The sequence below is a fragment of the Planctomycetaceae bacterium genome, assembly GCA_041398825.1.
In the GTDB taxonomy this organism is placed as follows: domain Bacteria; phylum Planctomycetota; class Planctomycetia; order Planctomycetales; family Planctomycetaceae; genus F1-80-MAGs062.
In genome coordinates, this window is record JAWKTX010000005.1 from 397,613 (window position 1) to 423,147 (window position 25,535).

Here is a 25,535-nt window from a genome sequence, read left to right on the forward strand (position 1 = left end):
AATGAACGTCGGATTGTGGGCTGGCGGAAAGGCCTCACTTCGCATCAAACCATTTGCGCTGCTGATCATTCGAGAACCACAATTTGCTGAGCCGACTTTCCCGGAATTCGTGAGCGTCGCTCAGGGCATCCAGTGGTTTCGCAGGCTTTGCCGTTTGATCTGATAAGACCTGTGATTGACTTCTACTAACTGTACTGGAACTGCCTGTGAACCTCCGATTTCTGGTCCTTAGTTTTTTGTTCATTCTGGTATCGGTCCCTCCTGATGTAAGGGCCGATGAAGCGGATTCGCCCGTTGATCGCTCCAGTGATCTGAAACTGGTGAGCGATGAGTTCGGCCTCGCGGACGGACCAGCATGGGATGGACGATCCGCACTTTATATCCCGGATGTCAAGGGACAGTTGATCCGCAGATACATCCCGGCTCAGTCGACCTGGTCGACGGTCGTCGAAGGAGAAAATCGATTCAGTGCAGCATTTTTCAGCCATGACAAACTGTTTGTCAGCAATAATTCGCAGGCGAAGATTGAATCGTTTGTGGCTGGCCGACTCAGTCAGCCAGCAATTGTGGTTGCGAACTGCGACGACGCAGATCCGCCGAAACGTCGGCCGAATGACCTGGTCGTCGATCATGACGGTGGTATTTATTACACGCTGACCGGGCAAAATGAAGTGATCTATGTCAGTCCGGGTGGCGAACAATCGGTTGCAACAACAGAGGTTATTTCACCCAATGGCATTACGATGTCTCCGGACCACCGGACGTTGTATGTCGCCGCCTACAAGCCAAAAACCATCATCGCGCTGGATTTGGCTTCACCCGGCAAAGCGATCCATGCGAGGCAGTTTGCGGCGATGGATGATGGCGATGCGCTGGGAGCCGATGGCATGACCATCGACCGCGCTGGCAATGTCTACTGTGCGGGTGCCAATCACGTCTGGATCTGGAGTCCCGAAGGCCGACTGCTTGATCGTATTGCGTGCCCAACACGGCCAATCAATTGTACGTTTGGCGGTAGTGACATGAGGACACTCTACATCACCGGATTCGGTGGTCTGTATGAACAGCGCATGAAAGTCTCCGGACGGCCGCCGGAACCGACTCATGCAGCATTCGACGAAACAATCCGTCAGTGGAGATCCAGTACCCCTGACACGGCCATCCCGGCTGGTATCAAAGCGCATCTCGACGTGCCCTATGCCAGGTTTGGTCAACGTAAGGTTCTGGCAGACATTTTTGTGCCGTCAGGCGACGGTTTGTTCCCTGCCGTCATTGTGGTTCACGGAGGTGGCTGGCTGAACGGCGACAAAACGAAATTTCGCGCGCTGGCAATTGAGCTGGCAAATCGAGGATACGTGAGCGCTGCAATTGAATATCGACTGGGGGACGAAGCTGCCTTTCCTGCCGGAATTCATGACTGCAACGCAGCCACACGATTCTTGCGGGCAAATGCCGATGCCTACAGGATTCATCCTGACAAAATCGGCGCTGTCGGAGGTTCGGCGGGTGGCCACCTGGTTGGATTGATGGCGACAGGCTGGAAGGAGAAGTCACTTCAGGGCGACGGCGGATACGCGGATCGTTCCTCACGCCTGCAGGCAGCCATCGTGATGGCTGGTCCGATGCAGATCGCGAGCGGCAGCGTCGCGGAACGATCCAAAACGGCCAGAAAAAACTCGAATGCCGTCCGATGGCTTCGCGGCGACGTTGACGAAAAGGCAGGTCTGTACAAATTGTGCGATGCCTACGAGAAGATTTCCGCGGACACGCCGCCCGTCTTGTTTATGCATGGCGAACATGACAAGCCAGAATCGTGCCAGCCCTCGATGGATAAGCTGAGCGAAGCTGGCGTTATAACGGGACTGAGAGTCTATAAAGACGGCAAGCACGGTTGCTGGAATCAACTGCCCTGGTTCAACGATATGGTCGCAGATATGGACACGTTTTTTGCAAAGCACCTGAAGTGAAACCGCTCGTCAGCGTACGACTGCAAAGGCAAATCTCACAGCGCAGACCTCAGTTGTACGGTCACGAAGCGGTGATCCGATCCAACATCTGCTCCGACGCTGCAGCTGTCGCTCGACAGATTGTCCGTCGAAAGCACGTGATCAATGACCAGCCCAAATGCGAATGCTGGAAACCGGTACCACGTTGGACGAATTCCTGGTCCACTTGTATGTCGCCGAAGTTCTGAGTTGCCTGCAAAATCCTGGAAGATGGGCGACCAGGGAGTGATATTCAAATCTCCCATCACGACAACATGTGATGTCGGATCGTCGGACCTTAATCGTTTCACTTCGTCGCTCAGCATTTGCAGGTGCTGATTACGATGAGCGAATTGCTGCCTGCCGACTGGCGGCAATGTATGGGTTGCGAAGATGTGCCATGTTTGACCGCTGTGATTAATGGTTGCGACAACCGACTTCAGATCATTGTCGTTGAAATGGGTTAGTGCTGCATTGGTCCAGGGGATTCTGGAATACAGTGCAATTCCAAAGTTGCCCGAATCCTGCACGTAGAATACCGAGTGGGGATATTGGCGTGAAAAATCTGCCGACAGAAAGTCTCGAAGCGCGGTACTGATTTCAATGATGGCGACAACGTCCGCATCCGAAGCCAGCAACTCGTTTGCAATATCAGCGTAGCGTCGATTGGAGGTAAGAACATTTGCAGTTGTCACTCGCAGAGTACCAGCATCCGTTTGTGAGATTCCTGAGCGAGCGGCAACCGCGTCGCTCCGGCAATACCGATAGTCTGCCACGTACGCTGGTGCGTGAAACAGTAAACCGGCCCCAATCAGGACGACCAGTTTCCAGCTTTGGAAACCCGTGTGAACGGCAATGCAGACCAGCAATCCGAGCACTTGTTGAATCCGCAGGTTGGCCAGCAGATCGGCGATCCAGAAATTTCGGGCGACCGTTGACAGCAGCGTAGTCGCCAAAAGAATGAGGGTTGCGGCCAGAAAAAGATTCTGAAACCATCTGCCGAGTGCCCGTCGGATAGATGCCATCCGAGACGTTTCGGCGGGTGCCGATTCAGTCGCTGCCATTGAGTCGTGCTGCCAGATTTCTACAACGGGACATCCCGTGAAGGCGTGCGGAATTTATTGCTGACAGGATCAAGCATACATCCTGATCTGGTCAGCGAGAAAGCAATCAATGGCTTCTCATCCGTGATTCTCGACACTCCCGGCCGAATTTGTGGAGGTGTGTGTTCCGGGCATTCCAGACTTGCATCTTCCCGAAGGCATTTCGATCGCATGCGAACCTGCTTCCCGGGTGGTGCGAGACGGATGGCATCAAATCAAGGTCTTGGATGTTCCTGATATTCCCGGGGCGGATCACCCGTCGTCGCGAGGTGAATCGCCAAGCGATCTGCAACGTGCCGGACAGATTCCTGCCCTGATGGAACCACTACCACTAAATGAAATTCGACAGTTCGATAATCTTTCCGGTGCGAATCGATTCCTCTGCTGCGAGGCAAATGGCGACATTCAGTCGAGCGGATTCGCCGCTGTTCAAAGGCTTTGTGCCGGACCGGCAGCAATCGATAAAATGAATCAGTTCGGCTTTGATGCCACGGTCGACTCGCCCCGATGCATCTCGAAACCCCGCTTCATCGTCCGAATCCGGCACCTGTTCTTCGAGGTGTGTTCGCGGTTCGAAGCGGTGATAGGATAGGTGAATCGCCTGATTGCGAGTGTCGATACGTCCATTTGTTCCCACGACTCCGATTTCGCAATCTCCGCCAACAGGTGCAAACAAACAGATCTCCAGCACAGCGCGGCGACCACCTTCGTACTCCACCAACACCTGAGCATTGTCGAGCAATTCGCGATCGGTGAGCACATCGCGTCCGCCGAATGCTGACACTCGCAGCGGCTTTGTGCCGAACATCCAGTTGAAAATGTCGAAGTGATGGCAGTTTTTTTCGAGGAAAAGCCCGCCTGTGACCTTCTCGCTGGATCGCCATCCAGGTCGCATTGGTCCTCGATACTCCCGACACCACATGATGCGGGGTTCGCCAATGTCACCCGTGTCGATCATGGATTTCATGCGCTGATAAAGCTGCTGATGTCGAAGTTCATGTCCGACCTGGAGAACCTTCCCCGCTGCCTGAGCGGCAGCGATGATCTGGTCACATTGCTCAATTGTCAGGCCCAGTGGTTTTTCGCAGAGCACATGCAAACCCGCTTCAAATGCCGCCATCGCCGCGTCGTAGTGCTGATCATTTGTCAGCGCAATGATGACCGCATCCAGCTCGGGTACCTGAAGAACATCACGCCAGTCTTCAAACGTTTGCAGATGATTGCCAACCAGTGATTTGGCAGCGTCGCGACTTTGCTGGCTTCGGCTGCTGGCAGCGACAACGTGAACATCGGGCAGCAGCAACAGGTTCTTCAGATGCGCTTCACGGCCAAACCAGCCCGCGCCAAGCAATGCGATGTTCATGGAAATTTGAAATCGGGAAACGAGGAATTCAGAAGCAGGTGAGACCGGATTGTACTCCGTTCGCCATCATTTATCCTCTGGTTCGCAGTCATCCCGCTGCAATTCGGCCGAGTCGAGGTCGTGGAGATGCATCTTGTAATGCATTCAGGCGATGACATTACCGACAACTTCGCCGTGGACATCGGTGAGTCGGTAGTCACGACCGCTGTGGCGATATGTCAGGCGTTTATGGTCGAGTCCCATCAGGTGCAGAATCGTCGCATGAAAGTCATGCACATGCACGGGGTTCAATTCGGCTCGCATCCCATAGTCGTCTGTGGCTCCGTAGACGATTCCGCCTTTCGTGCCTCCACCCGCAAGCCAGGAGCTGAATGCCCAGTTGTGGTGTTCTCGACCCTTCGCGTCCGCCGAATTGTTAAATGGCGTGCGTCCGAATTCAGTTGTCCAGACAACCAGTGTGTCGTTCAGGAGTCCTCTCTGTTTCAGATCACGAATCAACGCGGCAATCGGTTGATCGACATTCTTAGCGAGTCGCTGGTGGTCCATCATGTCGCCATGTGAATCCCAGTTGCCGGAGGAACCCGTATCAATGAGTTCGACAAAACGAACGCCTTTTTCCACCAGTCGACGGGCCATCAGACATTGCCATGCGAAGCCGGTGGTTGCTCCTGGTTCCAGACCATACAAGGCAAATGTTTCAGCTGTTTCTCCCGCAAGGTCGAATACTTCGGGGACAGCCGTTTGCATCCCAAAAGCTGTTTCGAACGAGCGCATGCGGGCTTCCAGCAGCGGATCACGACCTGCTTCGGCCAGATGTTGTTCATTGAGCTGTCGGAGGATCCGCAGCTCCATCAGCTGTTGTTCTGTGTTGACCAGTGGCTTGAGATTTGCGACCGGTTCTGCCCCCGGCACCACCAGCGTCCCCTGATGAACACCCGGCAGAAAGTCGCTGGCATAGACCTGCGATCCGGCATACGTCTGTGCCGGCGCGATGGTAATGAAAGAAGGCAGATTCTGATTGAATGTGCCCAGTCCGTAGCTGACCCAGGCTCCGATGCTTGGCCTTGAGAATGCGAACGAACCCGTATGCATACCCAGCGTTGCGTTATAGTGATTGGAATGACTGGTGTGCATCGAACGAATCAGGGCAATGTCGTCGACGCATTCTCCAACGTGTGGAAACAACGTGCTGACTTCTGTGCCACATTGACCATGTGGATGGAAGTCCCACTGAGGACGTTTGAGAAAAATTCGTTCGTAGCCCGGACGATCTTTGATTTCAGGATGGTCCAGCTTGACCTCGCGACCAACATCGGAAACAAGTTTTGGTTTCGGATCAAACGTATCAACGTGTGAGACACCGCCCGTCATGAACAAGAAAATGACATTTTTTGCCCGGGGGACAAAGTGTGTCTTCTTCGGAGCCAGTGGGTCACTCGATGTCTCTGCAGACGATTCTTCAGCCAGCAACTGGTGCAGAACCCCAGGCATTAACAGGGAACCAGCTACCATCGAATTCACGATGGTGCGACGGCGATGTGGAAGTGTTCCGGCAGGCAAACTTGGCACGATATCTGGTCCCCGGGAGGCGGGCGATTGGTGTTTCCAGGATCCGGATCCTAACACAGTCCATCACAGGATTCGAATTCCAATCAAAGGAAGGGCAACCACTGATCTGGTGAACCGTGGTCATTCATTGGTGTCGAGGTCCGTATGATGCTCGCATGGCCGATTCCCGGGGAGCGTCGTTCTTGCTGGCGATGGGTGTCGTCCTTAGACTCCGTCATCATCCCCTGTACAAGACCACCGATGGCGAAAGAACAAGAGTGCCCGATATGTCAGGAACCACCCCTCCGGATTCAACCACCTCGGAACAAAATTCGCCAAAGGTTGTCGCGTCTCATCCTGAAACGGCCAATCTGATCGAAGGTTATCACGTTATTGCCGAATGGATTCGGTTTGCCGATGCAAAAGCGGCTGTCGTACTGACAGTTGGTGGAGCTGTTGCCGGTCTGGTGATACCGACTCTGAAGGGATATCTCAGCGACCAGACTGCGACCCACCCAACGGTCTGGTGGACCACATTTGTCACGGTACTCTTTTCGGCATGGCTGCTTCTGCTGTTGTTGTCGGGGATTTGGGCGTTTCTGTGCATTCTGCCCTTTCGACGCAAAGGCAGGCACCCGGCCCTGGGACACAGTTCGCACTTTCATCCCGCTGCCATCAGCATGGCTTTTCGTCTGGAAGATGTGGACAAGTTCATTGCGGAATGTGAATCGATGGGAGACGTCGGTCTTCGAAAGGAGGTCGCCGCCTGCCTGTTGATAGATTCTCATATCTCCGGCGCAAAATACCGTTATGTGACCACATCGATTCGCCTCATGGGCATCAGCAGTATCATTGCACTTGTGTATCTTGTTGCCATCCAGTTCTGAATGGACAGTTCCAGGAAGGTCATGCAGTGTTCGGCGATCTCCAGAATTCACGACTGATTGTCACAAAGGGCCTGCTGTTTCTGCTGGCTGGTATGATGGCTGCCGGATTATTGTTCGCGGACCTTCCGACATTCCGTACAGCAGCTTTGCTGGTATTGTCCATTTGGTGCTTCTGTCGCTTCTATTACTTTGCGTTTTATGTCATCGAACATTACGTCGACAGCAGCTACAAATTCGCCGGTTTGTGGAGCTTTGCTGTTTACCTGACGCGTCGGAAAGACGATTCAGTAAGTGAGCGCCATAGGATGTCCGGAGACTGACAAAATGCCGAATGCTCAGGCGAATGGAAAACGGAAGTGCATTGAGTGAGTTGAGAACGGATTGGCATTGAGCTGAGATGTGACTTCGTTTCACCTGGCCCAATGAAGACCGCTCAACTGGTGCTCGATGTGATGGCGCGAAGACTCGAACGCCGCGGCCAGCATCCATGGGGAAACGCCACTTCAGATTTGAGAGGCCGCGTCTATGCGTGCAATCTCGGGGCAAGCCAGCTGCGAAGTTTGTCCAGATCGCCGGCGAAGCCGCGAATACCTTCCGCCAGCTTCTCTGTTGCCATGGCGTCTTCGTTGAGCATCCAGCGGAAAGTACCTTCGTCCATTGAGATCTTTTCGATTGGCAGATCGCGGGCTTTTTCTGCGTCGAGTTGTTTGTTAACGCCCGTCGTTGACTCACCAAGCTCCTTCAGCAGCGACGGTGAAATCGTCAGGAGATCGCAGCCACACAAAGCGGTGACCTGCGCTGCAGTTCGAAAACTTGCACCCATGACTTCCGTCTTATAGCCATGATGTTTGTAGTAATGAAAAATGCGAGTTACCGATTCGACGCCGGGATCCTCGTCAATGGGAATATCCGCACCACCCTGTCTGGCCTTGTACCAGTCGAAGATACGACCAACGAATGGACTGATCAGAGTGACTCCGGCTTCGGCACAGGCAACGGCCTGACCGAAACCAAAAAGCAGAGTCAGGTTGCAGTGGATTCCCTGCTTCTCGAGTTCTCGTGCCGCACAAATTCCCTCCCATGTGCTGGCAATTTTTATCAGAACACGATTCGAATCGACTCCGGCCGCTCGGTACAAGTCGATCAGCTCATTTGCTTTTGAGATCGTTCCAGCTGTATCAAAGCTCAATCGGGCGTCGACTTCTGTCGATACACGGCCCGGAATGATTTGCAGAATACGTCGCCCGAAATTCACAGCCAGTCGATCGATGACAGCATCGACTAACTGATCCCCGGATGCTCCTCCGGCCCGCGCACTTGCCAGTGCATCTTCGATGAGGTCCGAATATTCCTTCAGCTGTGCGGCTTTGTAGAGCAGAGACGGGTTGGTCGTTGCGTCCTGCGGTCGGTGTTCGGCAATGGAGTTAATATCTCCGGTATCGGCGACTACGATTGTGTGTTGCCGAAGTTGATCAAGTGAATTCATGAAACTACAAACCCCTCACGGATTCTCGACTTGCGATGAGCGACCCGGTACAACCATAGCTCAATTGAGCCAACAATTGTCGGCCAACGTGTGACGAAAACCGTGAACTACGGGATTTCTAAATTCTTTCGTCAATGAGCTTGACCGATCCGAAATACATTGACCGGATCCGAAATGGATGGTTCTCAGCACGTGGTTCTCCGGGAGGGCTGAGTACACAGTGATCCGGCAGTCCGTCTTCCGCTTCCCGGTCAGGGTGCATTCCGGCCGGATCAGCAAATGAAGTTTGTGATGGAACCACACGCCGGAAACTGTGTCTGAGGTCTGTTCAGGAATCTCGCAGCCATTTGACTGCGACGTTATGATGAAGGCTCAGCCGGAGAGAGCGTCTTCTGAAAGTAACTCCGACCACGACTGGCCTATCGAGTCCGTTCACCCAAATCCGTCTCTCGGGAGATAAACTGAATGACCCAAGTCGCTCCATCCAAAAGTCAGCCTACGATTGATCTCTTCGACCAGTACGTCATCCCGAATTACAGACGTTACCCAATTGCTCTGGTGCGAGGTGAAGGTTCCAGCGTCTGGGATGCAGATGGCAATCGTTATCTGGATCTTTTCCCCGGCTGGGGTTGCAACATCCTGGGTTATTCACCTCCTGCTGTTGTCAAGGCAATTCAGGACCAGGCTGCCCAGCTGATCCACATCCCCAATACCTGGTACATCGAGCAACAGGGGCGATTTGCAGAATTCCTCTGTCGACGAAGTTTTGGCAAGGCCTTCTTTTGCAACAGCGGTGCGGAAGCAAACGAAGCGGCAATCAAACTGGCTCGACTTCACGGTTCTGGTGAAGGGCGATTCCGAATCATCACATTTGAACACGGGTTTCATGGACGAACCTTTGGAGCACTGACAGCAACCGCACAGCCAAAGTATCACGAAGGCCTCGGCCCGATGATGGCCGGTTTTCGTTATGCCAGAATGAATGATCTGGAAGGCGTCAGGAATCTCGTCGACAACGAAACCTGTGCCATCATGATCGAACCCATACAGGGCGAAGGCGGAGTTCGAATTCCCGAGCCAGGGTTTCTCCAGTCGTTGCGGGACCTTTGTGACGAAAAAGGGCTGTTGCTGATCTTTGACGAAGTACAAACTGGTATGGGACGTACCGGTACCTGGTTTGGATACCAACAGTCCGGCGTACAGCCTGATGTACTCACCATGGCCAAAGGACTGGCTGGAGGTGTCGCCTGCGGTGCAATGATTTGCAAAGATGAGATTGCTGGCGACCTCAGACCCGGCATGCATGCAAGTACATTCGGAGGTAATTCTCTGGCAATGGCTGCCGGAATTGCGACCGGTGAAACAATTGAACGGGAGGGTATCCTGGATCATGTCACTGACATGGCCGAAAAGGTCCGAAACCGACTCGAAGCTGCCAAAGCAACGCTGCCGATCATTCAGGAAATTCGAGTTTGTGGCATGATGATCGGTATTGAGCTGTCGATTCCGGCGACACCTGCCGTTGCCATGTGTATGGAACGTGGAGTCCTGATCAATGCGACTCAAAATACGGTTGTGCGTCTTCTGCCAGCTCTGAATGTTACCGAATCGGATCTGATGGAAGGCCTTGAAACCGTATTGAGCGTGATTCAGGAAATGGCCGAAGAGGCCTGATGAAGAATCAATGCACCGAAGACCGGTTCAGCCAGGACCGCAGGCGATTGAGGTGGCCATGCTTCGCCGCCTCCTTCGCAGGGCGGGCGTTATTCTTCGCGTTGATACTCACAAATCGAACGGATCATCCCGGCCCACGTGTGGGTGCCAGCTTCCACGGCCACGTTCATTCCTGCGGACTGAACAGCTGCAGTGGTCACGGGGCTGATCGTTGCGATTTTTGCTCGAAGCTGGTTCGCATTCATTCCAGCTTCCTGCAGCATTCTTAAGAATTGCTTTGCAATGGACGGACTGCTTAACGCGATCCAGTTCAGGGTGCCATCCCGAAGGCGTTGTGAGATATCGGGGCTCATCGCCTGACAATCGTTATTCTGGTAGACCACCAGGTCTTCAACGCTGGCACCCGCCTGTTTCAGAGCAGTGGGCAGAATATCTCGACCTCGGTTCGCTCGCACCCAGAGTACCTTCTTTCCTCCCACCACCGGCGCCAGTGCGTCCGCAAGTGCCTCTGCTCGAAACGTCTGTGGAACGATGTCTGCCCGAATTCCCCGTTCTGCCAAAGCCTCAGCGGTTGAAGTTCCGATTGCAGCAACGGAACAATGGCCGATCGCCCGTGAGTCTTTTCCGGACATCCAGAGATGCCGGAAGAATTCGCCGACCCCGTTAACACTGGTGAAAATCAACCAGTCAACATCCAGCAGTGACTGCAATCGTCTGGCGATCTCCCGGGACGTGGAGTCATCAACAGGTTTAATTTCGATCATTGGCATCAGGACAGGCTCTCCCCCCAGCCGCACCACCTGGTCCACGATGTCGCCAGCCTGTTGCACGGGTCGAGTTATCGCGATGCTTTGACCAAACAACGGCAGCAGCTCAAACCATGAATGACGTTCGCGCTGAGTCACGCATTCGCCAACGACAATCAGAGAAGGAGGTTTAAGTCCGGCTGCTGTTGCCACTTCAGGCAGCGTGCTGAGCGTTCCGGTCGCGACTCGCTGCGAGGGCAGGGACGCCTGACAGACGATGGCCGCTGCTGTGTCGGCAGGCATGCCGGATGTGATCAGCTGACGACAGATCTCGGGTAGTCGACTCAGACCCATGTAAAAAACAAGTGTCCCCGGGAAACGGCTGATGGCGTCAAAATCCAGGCGGCTGTCTGACCGGGTTGGATCTTCGTGACCGGTGATGAAAGCAACTGCCGAAGAAATCCGGCGATGAGTAAAGGAAAATCCGGCGTATTCTGCGGCTGCAGTGGCGGCGGTGATACCGGGAACGATTTCAAACGGGATGCCAGCCGCTTCCAGTGCATCCGCTTCTTCGCTTCCTCGCCCGAAAATGCATGGGTCGCCGCCCTTAAGCCGAACAACAGTCCTGCCAGCCTGTGCTTCACACACCAGACGCTGGTTGACTTCTTCCTGAGGGACAATTCCGGAACCGTCCCTGCGCGTTCTGGCGGTACGTTCACAGACGGCATTGGTGTGCCGCAGCAGTAACGGATTGACGAGCCCGTCGTACAGCACCAGATCGGCAATCCGAAGGCATTCCACAGCGCGCAGGGAAATCAGGCCGGGGTCACCAGGGCCAGCACCGACCAGATAGACACGTGCAACGTCGGTGGACGACGACATATGAGAACTCGCTTCGCCAAAGAGAAAACGCGGAGAAGCAAAAGATAGCGTTCCGCTGGCGAAGAAAAAGGAAGAGGGCGGTTTGTTACCAAACCGCCCTCTTTGTCAAACAGCAAGGCGGGCCATTGCTCGCTGCTCAACGCGATATGGATAAGCATTCCATGTACCAATCAGTGATTTTTTTCCTGCGAGGCGTTTCGCGAGGTTTTTTCGATGAACCGAATTGGCCGGGACAGCGTTGTAGCAAACTGCGACAGGCATCTGTGCAGAATCATGCGAATCGGACCACTCGTGCTTTCACCGGATTGCGATTAGAGTGCATCGGGCATCCTGATATCCTGCGGCTACCCGCAATGCGTCTGTTAAACACCGCAGAAGTTGTGTTCAGCGGGGATCGCATTCGGATATCAATTTGACCGCACTGAAAGTTTCTTCCTGCAATTCAAAGAGGCTATCCATTGGAGCAGCAAGCCACGATGTATCGAACCCTGGATACCGACCAGACAATCGCAACGCTTCAAACGTTGTCGCGACGAATTGAAGAACGTTTTCCGGATTCGGGGCTGGGCAAGGTCTGTCAGGAAATTTGTCGACTCGCTTCAGAAACCCGGGGACGAATCGAATGGATGTCAAAGCCTCACGGGCTGGTCCGTCTGGGTATCGCTCTGCTGATCTTTCTCGTGGTGGCAGCCTGCTGGGGCATGTTTCATTACGTGAAAGCCAATAAGACAACATTCGACGTCACCGAATTTGTCCCGATGCTTGAGGCCGGTCTGAATGCACTGGTCCTGGTTGGTGCGGCCTTGTTTTTCCTGCTCACCCTGGAGTCGCGAATCAAACGCGCACGGGCATTGAAATCGCTTCACGAATTGCGGTCTGTTGCCCACGTCATTGATATGCATCAACTGACTAAGGACCCAAGCCAGTTGCTGGCTACGCCGGGAATGAGGACGGCTTCGTCGCCTAAACGAAATATGACGGCGTTTCAGTTAACCCGCTACCTGGACTATTGCAGTGAAATGCTTTCTCTTCTGGGCAAGATTGCTTCCCTTTACGCGCAGAGCACCCCGGACAGTGTCATCTTGCAGGCCGTGAATGATATCGAAACGCTGACAAACGGACTCAGCAGAAATATCTGGCAGAAGATCATGATTCTGGATGATGACGTTCAGCGCGATCAGGCGCTGTCGGCTGCAAAGAACCCACAGGCAGTCCACATGGATCAGTCCGCAGGGAGTCCGGTGGCCCTGCCGGAAAGCGAGAAAGAAAAAGCCTGATGGCCGTCATTGAACTTCGGGACGTTTCAAAAACGTACGATCTTGGCGAAGTCCAGGTTCATGCGCTGCTGCCAACAACCCTGAGTATCGAAAAAGGTGAGTACGTCGCATTGCTTGGACCTTCCGGTTCGGGGAAGTCCACGCTGATGAATACGCTCGGCTGCCTGGATCGCCCAACGACGGGCAGCTATCTCCTGAACGGAATTGAAGTGGCCACACTGTCGCGCAACGGCCGAGCCCGAATTCGCAACCAGCATATTGGATTCGTTTTTCAGAATTTTAATCTGCTGGCCAGAACATCTGCGCTGGAAAACGTTGAGTTGCCACTGATGTACGGCCCGGCAATGTCCGGCCGGACCCGTAGGAATCTGGCGAAAAAGATGCTGGAACTGGTGGGGCTTGGCGAACGACTGGATCATCATCCGGGACAGCTCTCCGGTGGCCAGCAGCAGCGGGTGGCCATTGCACGGTCCCTCGTGAATTCACCCTCGATCCTGATGGGGGACGAACCCACCGGAAACCTGGACTCAAAAACAAGCCGAGAGGTCATTGGCCTGTTCAGGCAGCTCAACGAAGAACAACAAATCACGATCATCCTTGTGACGCACGATCTGAATGTCGCGCGGCACGCCAGGAGAATTCTGGTCCTGCGGGATGGGGCAATTGTGACAGATACACAGTCGTTTGACGAAGCCTTTGAATCGTTACACGCGTTCGAAGCGGAGTGATTAAGGTAACACATCGACTTGCAGGGACCGCGGGTCAGAGATCGAGTGTTGTGAAAAGTCGGCAGAATCCGACTTCTTACTGTATGGAGAAGCCCTTCGTTCGAATGCCAGGGATGGTAGTCATCGGCGCGACACTTATGTTGCTTGCCCGACCCGCTGTCGCTCAGTTAGGCGTCGACGAACAGCACACAATGCAATTCGCATTGCCCGAAGCCTATTCCCGGATGCATCGACTTCCATCCCCCGCGCCGGTCACTGTCGCAACACCCGATGTCGTATCTCTCGAATCTTACCTGGCCCTGGACGATGCAATCCGCATCGCGCTGCAGCATTCGGAAGTTGTTCGTGTTCTGACCGGACAATCGGCTTCTTCATCAGGCAGTACCATCTACGATACCGCGATCGCCACTGCCGCTGTTGATCAAAGCGTGGCAGCATTCGATCCCGTGTTTTCTGCCAACAGCATCTTTCGCCACAATGATCTTCCCACGGCTGCCACCGATCCCGGAGATCCGCTGAACGCTGTGATCTTCGGCAACCAGTCAGGTGGTACGGATCTGAGCGCTGCTCTGAGCAGGAAGAATCGCCTTGGCGGGGTCGGAGAATTCAAAGCGATCGACAACTGGACGCACAACGGCCGGGGTGGTCCGCTGGATTCAACCCACTCACCGCAACTTGAACTCAGCTACACACAACCATTGCTTGCCGGCTTCGGTCGCCCGGCCAACGAAGCTCCGATTGTGATTGCCCATCTGAAACAACAGCAATCGTATTTTCAGTTCAAGAGCAGCGTTCAGCAACTGGTTCAGGGGGTCATCACCGCCTATTGGTCTCTGGTTCAGGCACGTACGGAATTGTGGGCAAGAGAGAAACAGGTTGAACAGGCACAGCAGGCCTACGATCTGGTCGCTGCGAAGCTTCGAACAGGCCTTGGAAATCTGGCTGATGTATCTCAACCCAAATCTGCACTTGCGAATTTCCGCGCCAGTCTGCTGGCCGCCCGCGCCAACGTGATCCAGTCGGAGGCAGCACTGCGCAACCTTCTTGGATTACCGCCGGAAGACGGTCATCGCCTGGTGCCGTCGACTCCACCGACTCGTGATCGGGTCCAGTTCCACTGGGAGGATCTGGTTCGGACCGCTCAGTCCCAGCGCCCGGATCTGGTAGAGCTGAATCTGGTGCTCATGGCTGATCAGCAAACGCTGGTGCTAAGGGACAACAATGCCCGGCCAACATTCAATGCGCAGGCCATACAGCGATGGAACGGGCTGAGCGGCCGCGCACTTAACGGAGCAACCGTTTCCAGCGGACCGGATCAACACAACGACTGGAGCCTGGGATTCAATTTCTCTGTGCCACTCGGTTTGCGTTCAGCCAGAGCCAGTCTGAGGACGGCTGAACTTCAGATTGCAAAGGATCGGGCCTTTATTCGACAAAGCCTGCACCAGATGGAACACGAACTGGCAACGTCCGTTCGAACTCTCGATTCGAACTTTCTTCAGTACGAAGCATTCCGCGAAAGCCGACAGGCCGCGCGGGAAAACCTGGAGGTGCAGCTGGTTCAGGAGCGGCTTGGGCGGTCGATCTTTCTGAATGTGCTGCAGGCAATCACCGACTGGGGAACCGCGGTCACTTCGGAAGCGCGATCATTGACTGCCTACAATTCGCAACTGGCAAGCCTTGAACAATCAACGGGAACCATTCTCGAAACACATGGTATCTATTTCGTTCAGGAACAATACGGCAGCATTGGTGCATGGGGGCGTTGCTTTGAAGACGACTGCTATCCGGAATCGCTCCGCCCAGCCGAGAATCTCCGTCGCTACCCGGATTCCGGTAAAGCTGCTGAACAATCCTTTGATCTGGACAACTACCCACGGCGCAATCCCAATGCCGAACGCCTGCACCTTCCCGAAAAGCCTGTTGATCTGCCTCCAGATTCGCCGGATTCTTCCGCACTGATGAATCAGGTGTCACCAGTTACAGACCAAAACACAGCGGACCGAGTGACACCTTCAAGGTCACGCTTCGGCTTCTCCTCACTCCGGCGACTGCTTCCCGGGAAAAACGGAAGCCACTGATCAGAGGATAGTCACGACTGCGGCATGATGCCCTGGATGCGTCGCTGGCTAATCCTTCGGCCCGCCCTGGGTGTGTTCGTTAACGGGCTGCCGGGCTATCTTCGAATTCGTACAGGCTCTGCCCCGGTTACTTCAATGTGGTCGCTGTTCAAATCAGCCTTGTACGAACGTGAACCCTGTAAGCCGACCGATTGACCGACAAATGATTCCATGCTGATACCTGTCTTTGGCGTCAGATAAGCGATCAGGCGACCTTGAGGTGTCATAAGAACGTAGGGAGCACCCGGTACTTTTGATGTGGATCGCTGAACAATGCCTGCACCAACATATCGAGAGGACGGTTTGAGTGTTGCTGGCGGGATCTGTGTGGGCGTTGAAAGGGGCACTTGTTGCTGAGGCGTCTGGCCTGCGAACGGCGTCAATTCGCTTTCAGAAAACGCTGCAGCCAGCTGGATGTCCGACGTCGAAACTTCCGCTGCGTCATCCGTCAAAACTCCTGCACCTGCCGTTAATGGAAAATCAACGTCGGCCGACATATCAAACGGTACAGGTGTTGGGTCATTCAATTGCATCGGCGATTCACGGAAGCCTTCCCGCCCTGCCGAAGAAGCATCGGAAGATGACCAGTTCACCTGCAATGGGTCACTGGAGGGCACGTTGCTGTCAAAGTCAATCTCGGCAGGAACAGTCGCTGTGGCGGGAACAGTCGCTGCGGAAGGAGCAGTGAATTCGGCTGCCGAATCCGTTCCAATGAATTCAACGAACTCCTGAAAATCGCCTTCTGTCAGATTCTGACCACTTGTTCCAAGGATCATGGTGTCCGAAGGAACATTGTCCGAAATTTGGTTCGACGCGCTGGCGAATGCAATTGGGGGTGTAGTCCCTGCGAACATTGCTTCTGGTGTACTGGCCGCATTTGCAGCAGGCGGCACGTAGTTGCCTCCAAATCGACTCATGCTTTGTGCAACCAGTGCTGCGTCGCGCTGCTCGGTCTGTGACGTTAACCGCTTAAAGTCGTTGAATTCCGCCAGTCTTCGACGATAGCGTTCAATGGCAGGGTACCGAAGGTCGATTTGCCCGGCCACGGGCTTGTATTCGACGGACTGCTGCAACTCAATGTAGGACGATTCGATACTATCCAGATCCCACAGCGAAGGATCTGATGTGATCATGTCTCGAAAACGCTTATCGACCTCGGCAAGTCTTTGCTGATCCTGACGAATTCTCTTCAACCGGGCAAGCTGACTGTTCGCTGGCAACTCGGGAACATCAACTGCGCCGGCAACTGTGTTGTTACCGTTCCCGGCTGGAGAGCCCGGAGTGCGTGCAGCATTGGACGGAGTCTGATAGGGATTTCGATCCATCTGGCGACGAACGCTTTCGGCCACCGGAACCAGCGAAGCCCCCGGAACCCATCGGAATTCACGCATTGGGGGGCGAATGCGAAACATGTCCTGCTCGCCCGACAGCGTAAAGATGCGTCTCCGGTCAATGATTTCCACCTTTGTCCCTTTGTCGAGACTCCGCTGATAAACAGTTGTCTCTTCGCCGAAATCACTTCCGACGTAGGCGACGACCTTATCCTCTGTGATGGTTGCTTCGTTTGGTCCGGTCTGCTGTACGTATCGAGCCGGGACCCAGCTGAAACTGCCTTCTGGCGGGGAAATTTGAAACCAGCCGCCAGCGTCATGGCGATGGACAGTAACAATCGTTCCTGCTGCAAGTCGCTGGGTTGGAAACCAGTTTTCACCAGCTCCCGCGCGTGCGAACGTGCCGTCCCCGACCACCCTGGCGTCATAGGGGAATTCAATTTTCTGAGCAGAAACGGTTGCTGCACTGGTGAGAGCAGCAAGAAAAACGATCGTATTGAAGGCAGGTCGCATGACTGCAGTCCTCATTGAAACAAGCAATTCGGCATCGCTTCCTCCGGGTAGTGAAGAAAAGCTCGCACTGACGGCCGGTCCATGAATCAAACGATGAGAAACCTGAAAAGTTACCGAGCGACATTCAATCTTTGAGCAGCCGATTCGGCAGAATCTGCCGCCGCAGGAAGCTCATCAGACGGAAGTGCCGGTTGAGAAGACAGGGAAAGAATTAGGGGAGGTCACTGGCAGGAAAGGGAACTCGAACAAGTTGAACAGGGAGGAACCATCGAATCAGCTTTTCACGTGGATAAACGCTGGCTATTCTGTCCAGCGGCAGAATTTGCCGAAGTCGAAACCCGCCAATTCACAGGTCTGCCTGCGAGATAACCAAATCCCAGGATTGGCTCAAGATGATTTTGAGCCTGTCGATGAAAGCCTGATCTACCATGACTGTTTCTGCAAACACCCCCCGTCCCGGCCATTGGACGTTCTCCCTGTTCCGGTGCGTCATTCTGACCTGCTGTCTCATACCAGTCATTTCGGTTGACGTTCTGGAAGCACAATCGGACGCCGATTTTGCCTCTTTGAAACCCGGTGATCAGGCGGCCGACTGGAAGGAATTGATGGGCACGGACGACAAGCCCTATTCACTGGAAGGATTTCAGAAGGACGTCGTTGTGGTGTGTTTTACCAGCAATACGTGCCCGTATTCGGTGGACTACGAAGATCGCATGAAAGCGCTGCAGAAGTCATTCGAGGACGAGGGTCTCTCTGCTCAGTTGATCTCAATCAATTCGAATGGAGTCCGAGGCGACGAACTGGAAGCCATGAAGAAACGAGCAATGGAGAAGCAATTCAATTTCCCCTATCTCAAAGACGAATCCCAGTCCGTAGCGAGGTCATATGGTGCGACTTACACGCCTGAGTTCTACGTGCTGAACAAGGACCGGACCATTGTCTATCGTGGCGCGATGGATGATCAAACCGATCCTTCCAAAGCGACGATCAACTATGTTCAGGACGCCGTTCGTGCCGCGATCAACGGAACGCTGCCGAAGGTAAGCGAAATCCCGGCCCGAGGATGTGCGGTTCGATACAAAAGAGTACGCCGCAGCAAGCAGTGATTCATCCGTAACACAGCACGACTTGCGCAAAGCGATCGGTCGTGCCTCGTGCTTCTGAATGCGTTCTGCACGCGACCGGGAATCGTTCGATCAGTTGTGTCAGGACATTGCAGAGAAGTAGTTGTCCACTGCCGCATCGAAAGCTTCTCGCGAAAGGCTGAGAGGCATTTCGTGATACTGACAGTAATTCTTAACCTGGAGCAGCAGGTCGCGCGGCTGACACAGTCGGAATGGCCGGTCTTCTGCCAAATAGTGTGTCTTCACCAGGTAGTCGATCGCATCCGCATCGAATTCGAACTTCATGACTTTGCACATGATCTTACAAAGCTCCCGAAATTCGGCTTCGGACGGATCGGGAACTTCAATCTTGTACGGAATTCGGCGCAGAAACGCTCCGTCAACCAGGTCCTTCGGTTCCAGGTTGGTTGAGAATACGATCAACTGGTCAAACGGCACCTGAATCTTCTTGCCGCTGGGCAGATTCAGGAAGTCGTAACGTTTTTCCAGAGGAACGATCCAGCGATTCAACAGCATATCGACAGGCATTTTCTGTCGTCCGAAGTCGTCGATCACCAGGGTTCCGCAGTTGCTCTTCATTTGCAGGGGCGATTCGCAGATTTTGGACTGCGGATTCTGACTGACTTCCAGTTCGTCCATGGTCAGTTCGCCGCCGGCGATGATTGTCGGACGTTTGATCTGCACCCAGCGCCGATCGATATCCATTGAATCCAGGAGCCCACCCTGGCTCGTCTCATCCACCTCTTCGTGAACACCCGGGTCATAGACGCGGATGATTTCACCTTCAATGCAAATTGCACGGGGAATCCAGACGTTCGAACCAAACGCCCCGGTGACCCTTTCTGCAATACTGGTCTTGCCGTTACCCGGTTCTCCGAACAGAAACATACCGCGACCGGAGTTGATCGCCGGGCCGAGACGATTCATCATCGCCTGGTTAATGATCAGCCCTTTGAATGCCCGCTTCAGGTCGTCAGAGGTCACAATCTGACCAGCAATCGTCTGCGCTGCCACTCCTGCGGTGTAGTCCTGTAGCGAAACGGGAACGGCTCCGAAATACGTGCCTTCCTCAGCGTAGCGTCGTGCCCGGTCGCGTCCAAATTCTGTGATTGTGTATTCGGGATCGCCAGTTGATGTCGTGCCGCACAAGTCGATGTGCTTCTCCTGCCGCATCTGCTTCAGCATCGGCTCGATGAGCCTGAACGGTAGTTTCAGCTGGCCGGCGATTCGACGACCGGTCTCCACGCCCATTTGCATCAGATACTTCAGGATGATCTTCTCGATCATCGAAGGCGGAATACCAATTTCACGCATCGACTGAGGCTGGCGGGGAGTATAAACGTTGGAATCGCGTGATGCCGAACGCTGTCCGCCGTCCGAGTTCCCGTCTCCGTTGCCAAGCAACGCATTGACCCGGTTGAACAGTTCATCCAAACCTGGATTCGGTGAATCCGTTTTTGTAGAAGGCGATGACACAGATCAGGCTCCGTTTCGACGTCGAATTCAGTCAAACATATTGCGTTGAAGTCAGTTTCCGGGTGTCCGCGTCCTGCTTTTCGGATCGTTATCCCGCCAGTGCTGTCTGCAGAGCTGCCTACTGACTGCGAAAACCGCGTTCGGCTGATTCCGCCCCGGATCTGCAAGCAGGGTCAGGGGCCACCCATTCATGGTGCACAGTCACCCGGAGACAGGAATTCACCTTCCCGGAATCTTTTTGTGTGGCAAAAGTGAAACACTACTCAACACATGAGGATCTATGTCGAGAAAGAAGCCCGGTCAAACCGTGTTGAATCTGAACTGCGATCCACCAGAATGCGACAGAACCTGTCGTGCGATCCTGACGCTTATGCGGCAAGTCGTCATCGATTCACTACGACGAGCAGATTTCTGATAACCACTCAAATAAAGTTAACCGTCACAACCCGAAGCGCATTTAGGGGACGTGACTCGGGAGTATTCGAATGCGGTACAGCGGGCGAGCAGTCATTGTCACGGGAGGCAGCAAGGGAATCGGGGAAGGCTGCTCCCGAGTCTTCTGTCGCGAGGGTGCACTGGTCAGCGTTCTGGCGCGAGGGGCTGACGCAGGTCAGAAGCTGGCGGACGAATTAAATGAAAAGGGGCCCGGGCGAGCCATCTTTATTTCGTGTGATGTGGGTGACCACCAGCAGTTGCACGATGCCATCGAACAGACCGTAAAAGAGTTTGGCCGCCTCGACTGCGTAATTAACAACGCAGGGCAGCACCCACCCGCGATGTCGCTCGAAGAAACGTCCGTGGAGTTCATGGAGCGATTAATGCGAATTAACTACCTGAGCACATTTGCGGGAGCCCATTATGCGCTGCCACACTTGCGCAAAACCAAAGGGACCATCGTCAATATTTCGTCCATGACTGCGGTTCTGGGGCAGGATAAGTCCAGCGCTTACTGTGCAACCAAGGGAGCTCAGGTCAGCCTGACAAAGGCACTCGCGAAAGAACTGGGACCCGAAGGGATTCGCGTGAACGCAATTCTGCCCAGCAATATCGATACCCCGTTGATGCGTGACTGGGCCGCCACGCTCGACGACCCCGAATCCGCACTGGAACGCGTTTCGGCCATGCAGGTGTTCGGGCGGATGGGAACCATCGAGGAAATGGGCGAAGTCGCGCTGTTTCTGGCCTCCGACGAATCCAGCTTCATCACCGGTCAGGCAATTGAAGCGGAAGGTGGAGCCAGTCTCGACTACTAAGTGGCTCCCTGATCGATGCGCAGCCCACTGATACAGAACGATCGCAATCACAACACCCTGTTTCAAATGAAAGAAGACAGTGATGAAATTTGCACTTTGCCATGAACTTTATGAATCCATCCCATGGTCGGAACAATGTCGCCTGATGGCGGAGGCTGGCTACACCGGGATTGAGGTTGCTCCCTTCACAATTTCGGACGACCTCGCAACAGTGCCGGATGCAGTCTTTGAAGACATGAAGTCTGTCGCTCAAAGTCATGGACTGGAGATCATCGGGCTGCACTGGTTGCTGGCCAGGACCAGCGGATTCTACCTGACGTCACCGGATGCATCCGTTAGAGCAGCAACGGCTGATTATCTCAAGTTGCTGGCTCGCATCTGTGCCGGACTGGGAGGCAAAGTCCTTGTTTTCGGATCTCCACAGCAGCGGAGCCTCCTGAAGGGCGTAACAACCGAGCAGGCGATGCAGTTTGCTGCGGAGGTCTTCAAAATGGCCATGCCGGAGTTCGAAAAACATCAGGTTCAGCTGTGTATGGAACCCCTCACTCCAAAGGAAACCGACTTCATCAACACGTGTGCGCAGGCCGTTGAATTGATGAACATGGTCGGAAGCCCGGCGATGCGTCTGCATCAGGATGTGAAAGCCATGCTGGGCGGTGAAACAGACTCTATTCCGCATCTGATCGCTCAGTTCAAAGATGTGACGGCACATTTTCATGTGAACGACAGCAACCTGCTGGGCCCTGGAATGGGCGATACGGACTATCGACCAATCATTCGTGCGTTACTGGACTCCGGCTATTCAGGCTGGGTGTCTGTCGAGGTGTTTGATTACAAGCCAGGCGCTCAGAACATCGCGCTTCAGAGTATTGAATACCTGAAGCGCATCCTGGAAGAAGTGCAGCGCGCAGACGGGTGATGACCAGTGAAAGGGATGTTCCCGCAGAGTTGGTTCTCATTTTTGAATAGTAATGAGCAGTTCATTGGCTGAAGCGATTGAACGCTTCGCATGTCACCTTCTATGTCTGTTCAGAAGTAGACAAGGTGTGTGCCAGCTACGAAGTGTTGTGATGTTCTGGCGATCGCACAACATGCTGCCGATGACGTGAATCCCAGTGCGGTTCACACAAGTCGCATCGCCTCAGGACTTCATGCGCTTGTTTATTTTGCCGTGTTTTTTCGAGTGAAATCGATGTCGTCGGCTGAAGTACAAATGCCGCATGCTGCTGAATGGATGGTAAGAATCTGGAATACGGTAGCAACAATTTCAACGCACGGTGATGCTTGTTGACGATCGCATTGAAGGCTGTTGACGCATCGCAGTTGAACGAAGTGGTGAAGCTGGAAGTGATGTCGCTTAAAACCTGCGTCAACCCTTCAATAAAAAAAGTTGCATGTGGGAGTGGTTTGAAGTCGAACAAGTATTGCGTTATCCGATTGATTGCTTAGGATTCCGCACGAGTTAACAGCAGATTCTGTTGTGCTGCACCGGATGCGAGTTGCGAAGCAAGATGCCCAAAAGCAATCTTCAAGACGGAACATCAATCAACGGTCATCTTAAACAGAATGGAATCTGCATCATCATGAGTCATGTGACTTTGATGATCTGATGTTTTGGGTTGTGGTCTGTCCTGCAAAATTGAAGCCCGGTAAGCTACGGCAGGAAAGCCACTCAAAGTTCAACTTTTGATCGGAGGAACGACTGTGGCCAAGAAAGCTGCAAAGAAAGCAACTGCAAAGAAAGCTGCACCTAAGAAGGCAGCAGCCAAGAAGGCAGCACCAAAGAAGGCTGCTAAGAAGGCAGCAGCTAAGAAAGCTGCTCCCAAGAAAGCTGCAAAGAAGGCAACCAAGAAGAAGTAAGGTCTGCCTTGCTGATTTGAATGCCTAACGACTGACAATTACCCATTGTCAGTCGTTTTTTTGTGCGCTGCAGAAAGATCCTGTAAGCCACTGTCGCCCTGCGGATAAGAAGTGATGGAACCACTGGCTGGTCAATTTGACGACAATGGATATGCCATTGTGCCACAATGCCTGTCGCCTGTGATCGTGCAGGAAATGCTTCGGAGTATCGAAGAGGCACGTCAGCATCCAGCGACTCTCGAAGCGGTCTCCAACAGGAGTGGAGTTTACGCACTGCGCAATCTTTCGGATGTCATTCCGAACCTGCAACAACTTGTCCAGGACCCTGAGGTCGTACGTATTGTACATTCTGTCATCGGGCACGACGCCTTCATGACTCGAGCCACTCTTTTTGACAAGACTGATGGTGCGAACTGGGGGGTCTTCTGGCATCAGGACCTGTCCATCGCAGTCAAGGCGAGGCATGAAGTGGAAGGCTTTCATGCCTGGACAAGAAAGGCCGGGGTACTCAGTGTTCAACCTCCGGCGCATCTGATGGGTAACGTTTTGGCCGTGCGGCTTCATCTGGACGACTGCTATGCTGAAAATGGAGCACTGAAAGTACTACCCGGAAGCCATCGCAATGGGCGACTTTGTGCGGTCTCGCTGGATTCCACCGTTAAACTCAGCAACGAAGTGATCTGCGAAGTTTCTCGCGGCGGCGCGGTGTTGATGAATCCATTGACGCTCCATGCTTCGTCACCCATGACAGTCCCGGGGCACCGCAGAGTCATTCATCTCGAATTCGCGGCCTTCGATTTGCCGAGCCCACTGCAATGGCAGTATCGGATTCCCTGCCGCTGATGCTGCGTCGAACACTTCATCCTCAGGTATCGATAAGGGGGCAGAGAATTTCCGGCGATGAACAGGTGAGGTCGTTGGGAGGTGCTTCAGGTCAGGAAGATCAGCCCTCCAATGACACTGGCGGCTATCGCAGCCATCAGAACGGCTCCGGCAGCAACATCTTTGCATCTCCCAATGGCATCATTGAATTCCGGCGACACCACGTCCGCCAGAATTTCAACCGCTGTGTTCAGCGCCTCTGCAATCCAGACGATTGCGATGGCCAGGACCAGTAAAGCCCATTGCGATGGTGTCATACCTTTGATCAGGCCCAGCAGAATGACAAGCCCGGTCGCAGTGACATGGATCCACGCGTTGTGCTGTGTCTGAATCAGCACAAACACTCCTCGAATGGCATACCCAAAACTCCGGATGCGATTGCCAAATGAGAATCGTTTGCTCACGTGTTTGCTCGCCCGATATCAGCCTGCACATGAAATGCCTTGAAAACACAGGAGTTCAGTCATTCATCCGCAGATCCGGAGTTCCAGCCATTCAGCTCGTCGACCAATCGAGGAGCAAGACTGATGCCAACGGTCTTCCGTGTCAGGAACACGACGCCGTCGATCAGTGAAACCTCTCGCAGTGTCTTCGGCAGATCGTCGTCTTCTTTTCGCTTTTCAGCAATCTCGCTCACTTCAACTCGTTCCGCTTTGCGCGACACGATTCGAATCACGTGAGCACATCCCGGAATATTCAGTTCCTTCAACTGCTGAATACGATGGAACACATACCAGGCCGCGCAGAGCATGCGTTGTGGAAGGGCCAGCAGACCAAGCAAACGCTCCACCCACGTCTGATCGGAATCGATGCTGCCGAGTGCAAATGTCCAGACAGCTCCCATGGCCGGAGCCACATGCAGTGTCAACTGCGTTTCGCCAATGTCTGCCGTATGCTGTTTGTCGCCAATGTTCCCTGGCACGCGTAACCATGTGACAAACAGGACGGTTCCAAGGATCCCAAGTGTAATCATCCAGGAAAGAAAACCATTGCTGATGAATCCTGTCGTGATAATCCATCGGACAAGGAATGCCTCCATCATAAAGGCTCCGGCACCCCCCAATCCCATGATTGTAACAGCCACCGTGGCGAGCCGCGTTTGTGTAATGACTCGCTTCGCCAGCCATTGGCGGTAGTCTTCTTTGTTCATGTCAAACTCTGTTTAGTCTCGAAGAGACGATTTCGGTCAATCCAGGTTGCGCTCTGCGTTCGGCAGGGCGGTGTCTTTGCAGGCTCTGCGCCAGTGTACCGTAAAGAAGGAACCGTTGCCGAATGCCAGCGGTCAACCTTTCGGGTT

At 53.9% G+C, this 25,535-nt stretch carries 22 protein-coding genes; 13 read left to right on the forward strand and 9 right to left on the reverse strand.

The window, feature by feature from the left end; all coding sequences use genetic code 11:
• The first annotated feature begins 1 nt into the window (after window position 1).
• The gene (locus R3C20_11865) at window positions 2-163 is read left to right on the forward strand and encodes a hypothetical protein (GenBank protein ID MEZ6041197.1); all 162 of its coding nucleotides are present in this window, start codon (window positions 2-4) and stop codon (window positions 161-163) included.
• 43 nt (window positions 164-206) lie between these two features.
• On the forward strand, window positions 207-1,967 hold the full coding sequence (locus tag R3C20_11870; GenBank protein MEZ6041198.1) for an SMP-30/gluconolactonase/LRE family protein: 1,761 nt from the start codon (window positions 207-209) through the stop codon (window positions 1,965-1,967).
• A 35-nt stretch (window positions 1,968-2,002) separates the two neighbouring features.
• Here R3C20_11870 and R3C20_11875 read toward each other — a convergent pair whose 3' ends face one another.
• The 3 genes from R3C20_11875 to R3C20_11885 all read right to left on the reverse strand — a co-directional run bounded on the left by R3C20_11875 (window position 2,003) and on the right by R3C20_11885 (window position 6,020).
• Window positions 2,003-3,010 (reverse strand): endonuclease/exonuclease/phosphatase family protein, encoded by a 1,008-nt coding sequence (locus tag R3C20_11875; GenBank protein MEZ6041199.1) that lies wholly within the window; start codon window positions 3,008-3,010, stop codon window positions 2,003-2,005.
• 409 nt (window positions 3,011-3,419) lie between these two features.
• Window positions 3,420-4,451: a Gfo/Idh/MocA family oxidoreductase gene (locus tag R3C20_11880; GenBank protein ID MEZ6041200.1), complete on the reverse strand. Its 1,032-nt coding sequence runs from the start codon at window positions 4,449-4,451 to the stop codon at window positions 3,420-3,422.
• A gap of 144 nt (window positions 4,452-4,595) precedes the next feature.
• Window positions 4,596-6,020, reverse strand: a complete 1,425-nt coding sequence (locus R3C20_11885; protein MEZ6041201.1) for a DUF1501 domain-containing protein — start codon at window positions 6,018-6,020, stop codon at window positions 4,596-4,598.
• 116 nt (window positions 6,021-6,136) lie between these two features.
• Here R3C20_11885 and R3C20_11890 point away from each other — a divergent pair, with 116 nt between their 5' ends.
• The gene (locus R3C20_11890; GenBank protein MEZ6041202.1) at window positions 6,137-6,886 is read left to right on the forward strand and encodes a hypothetical protein; all 750 of its coding nucleotides are present in this window, start codon (window positions 6,137-6,139) and stop codon (window positions 6,884-6,886) included.
• A gap of 26 nt (window positions 6,887-6,912) precedes the next feature.
• Window positions 6,913-7,206: a hypothetical protein gene (locus R3C20_11895; GenBank protein ID MEZ6041203.1), complete on the forward strand. Its 294-nt coding sequence runs from the start codon at window positions 6,913-6,915 to the stop codon at window positions 7,204-7,206.
• Window positions 7,207-7,409: 203 nt separating this feature from the next.
• Here R3C20_11895 and tal read toward each other — a convergent pair whose 3' ends face one another.
• Window positions 7,410-8,372: a transaldolase gene (gene tal, locus R3C20_11900; protein ID MEZ6041204.1), complete on the reverse strand. Its 963-nt coding sequence runs from the start codon at window positions 8,370-8,372 to the stop codon at window positions 7,410-7,412.
• Window positions 8,373-8,837: 465 nt separating this feature from the next.
• On the opposite strand from tal, the gene R3C20_11905 reads away from it, so the two are divergent.
• Entirely contained in the window at window positions 8,838-10,046 is a 1,209-nt protein-coding gene (locus R3C20_11905; protein ID MEZ6041205.1) for an aspartate aminotransferase family protein, read from the forward strand.
• Between the two features lie 89 nt (window positions 10,047-10,135).
• Here the strand turns inward: R3C20_11905 and cobA are convergent, their stop codons facing one another.
• A complete protein-coding gene (cobA, locus tag R3C20_11910; protein MEZ6041206.1) occupies window positions 10,136-11,674 on the reverse strand; it encodes a uroporphyrinogen-III C-methyltransferase in 1,539 nt (512 codons plus the stop codon).
• A gap of 476 nt (window positions 11,675-12,150) precedes the next feature.
• On the opposite strand from cobA, the gene R3C20_11915 reads away from it, so the two are divergent.
• The 3 genes from R3C20_11915 (at window position 12,151) to R3C20_11925 (ending at window position 15,760) form a co-directional block, all read left to right on the forward strand.
• Entirely contained in the window at window positions 12,151-12,951 is an 801-nt protein-coding gene (locus tag R3C20_11915; GenBank protein MEZ6041207.1) for a hypothetical protein, read from the forward strand.
• A complete protein-coding gene (locus R3C20_11920) occupies window positions 12,951-13,679 on the forward strand; it encodes an ABC transporter ATP-binding protein (protein ID MEZ6041208.1) in 729 nt (242 codons plus the stop codon). The genes R3C20_11915 and R3C20_11920 overlap by 1 nt, the downstream gene beginning before the upstream one ends.
• A gap of 113 nt (window positions 13,680-13,792) precedes the next feature.
• Complete coding sequence (locus R3C20_11925; GenBank protein ID MEZ6041209.1) at window positions 13,793-15,760, forward strand: TolC family protein; 1,968 nt, start codon at window positions 13,793-13,795, stop codon at window positions 15,758-15,760.
• A 95-nt stretch (window positions 15,761-15,855) separates the two neighbouring features.
• Here the strand turns inward: R3C20_11925 and R3C20_11930 are convergent, their stop codons facing one another.
• Entirely contained in the window at window positions 15,856-17,643 is a 1,788-nt protein-coding gene (locus R3C20_11930) for a hypothetical protein (protein ID MEZ6041210.1), read from the reverse strand.
• Between the two features lie 428 nt (window positions 17,644-18,071).
• On the opposite strand from R3C20_11930, the gene R3C20_11935 reads away from it, so the two are divergent.
• Window positions 18,072-18,749, forward strand: coding sequence for a thioredoxin family protein (locus R3C20_11935; protein MEZ6041211.1), 678 nt, complete (start codon window positions 18,072-18,074; stop codon window positions 18,747-18,749).
• A 99-nt stretch (window positions 18,750-18,848) separates the two neighbouring features.
• On the opposite strand, the gene R3C20_11940 is transcribed toward R3C20_11935, so the two are convergent.
• Entirely contained in the window at window positions 18,849-20,243 is a 1,395-nt protein-coding gene (locus tag R3C20_11940) for an AAA family ATPase (protein ID MEZ6041212.1), read from the reverse strand.
• Window positions 20,244-20,728: 485 nt separating this feature from the next.
• Here R3C20_11940 and R3C20_11945 point away from each other — a divergent pair, with 485 nt between their 5' ends.
• From R3C20_11945 to R3C20_11960, 4 genes are all read left to right on the forward strand, one after another.
• Window positions 20,729-21,496, forward strand: coding sequence for a glucose 1-dehydrogenase (locus tag R3C20_11945; GenBank protein ID MEZ6041213.1), 768 nt, complete (start codon window positions 20,729-20,731; stop codon window positions 21,494-21,496).
• Between the two features lie 82 nt (window positions 21,497-21,578).
• Window positions 21,579-22,415, forward strand: coding sequence for a sugar phosphate isomerase/epimerase family protein (locus R3C20_11950; GenBank protein MEZ6041214.1), 837 nt, complete (start codon window positions 21,579-21,581; stop codon window positions 22,413-22,415).
• A 785-nt stretch (window positions 22,416-23,200) separates the two neighbouring features.
• Window positions 23,201-23,356, forward strand: a complete 156-nt coding sequence (locus tag R3C20_11955) for a hypothetical protein (protein MEZ6041215.1) — start codon at window positions 23,201-23,203, stop codon at window positions 23,354-23,356.
• 114 nt (window positions 23,357-23,470) lie between these two features.
• The gene (locus R3C20_11960; GenBank protein MEZ6041216.1) at window positions 23,471-24,199 is read left to right on the forward strand and encodes a phytanoyl-CoA dioxygenase family protein; all 729 of its coding nucleotides are present in this window, start codon (window positions 23,471-23,473) and stop codon (window positions 24,197-24,199) included.
• Window positions 24,200-24,285: 86 nt separating this feature from the next.
• On the opposite strand, the gene R3C20_11965 is transcribed toward R3C20_11960, so the two are convergent.
• The gene (locus tag R3C20_11965) at window positions 24,286-24,642 is read right to left on the reverse strand and encodes a diacylglycerol kinase family protein (protein MEZ6041217.1); all 357 of its coding nucleotides are present in this window, start codon (window positions 24,640-24,642) and stop codon (window positions 24,286-24,288) included.
• A gap of 59 nt (window positions 24,643-24,701) precedes the next feature.
• On the reverse strand, window positions 24,702-25,388 hold the full coding sequence (locus R3C20_11970; protein ID MEZ6041218.1) for a hypothetical protein: 687 nt from the start codon (window positions 25,386-25,388) through the stop codon (window positions 24,702-24,704).
• Window positions 25,389-25,535 lie beyond the last annotated feature (147 nt).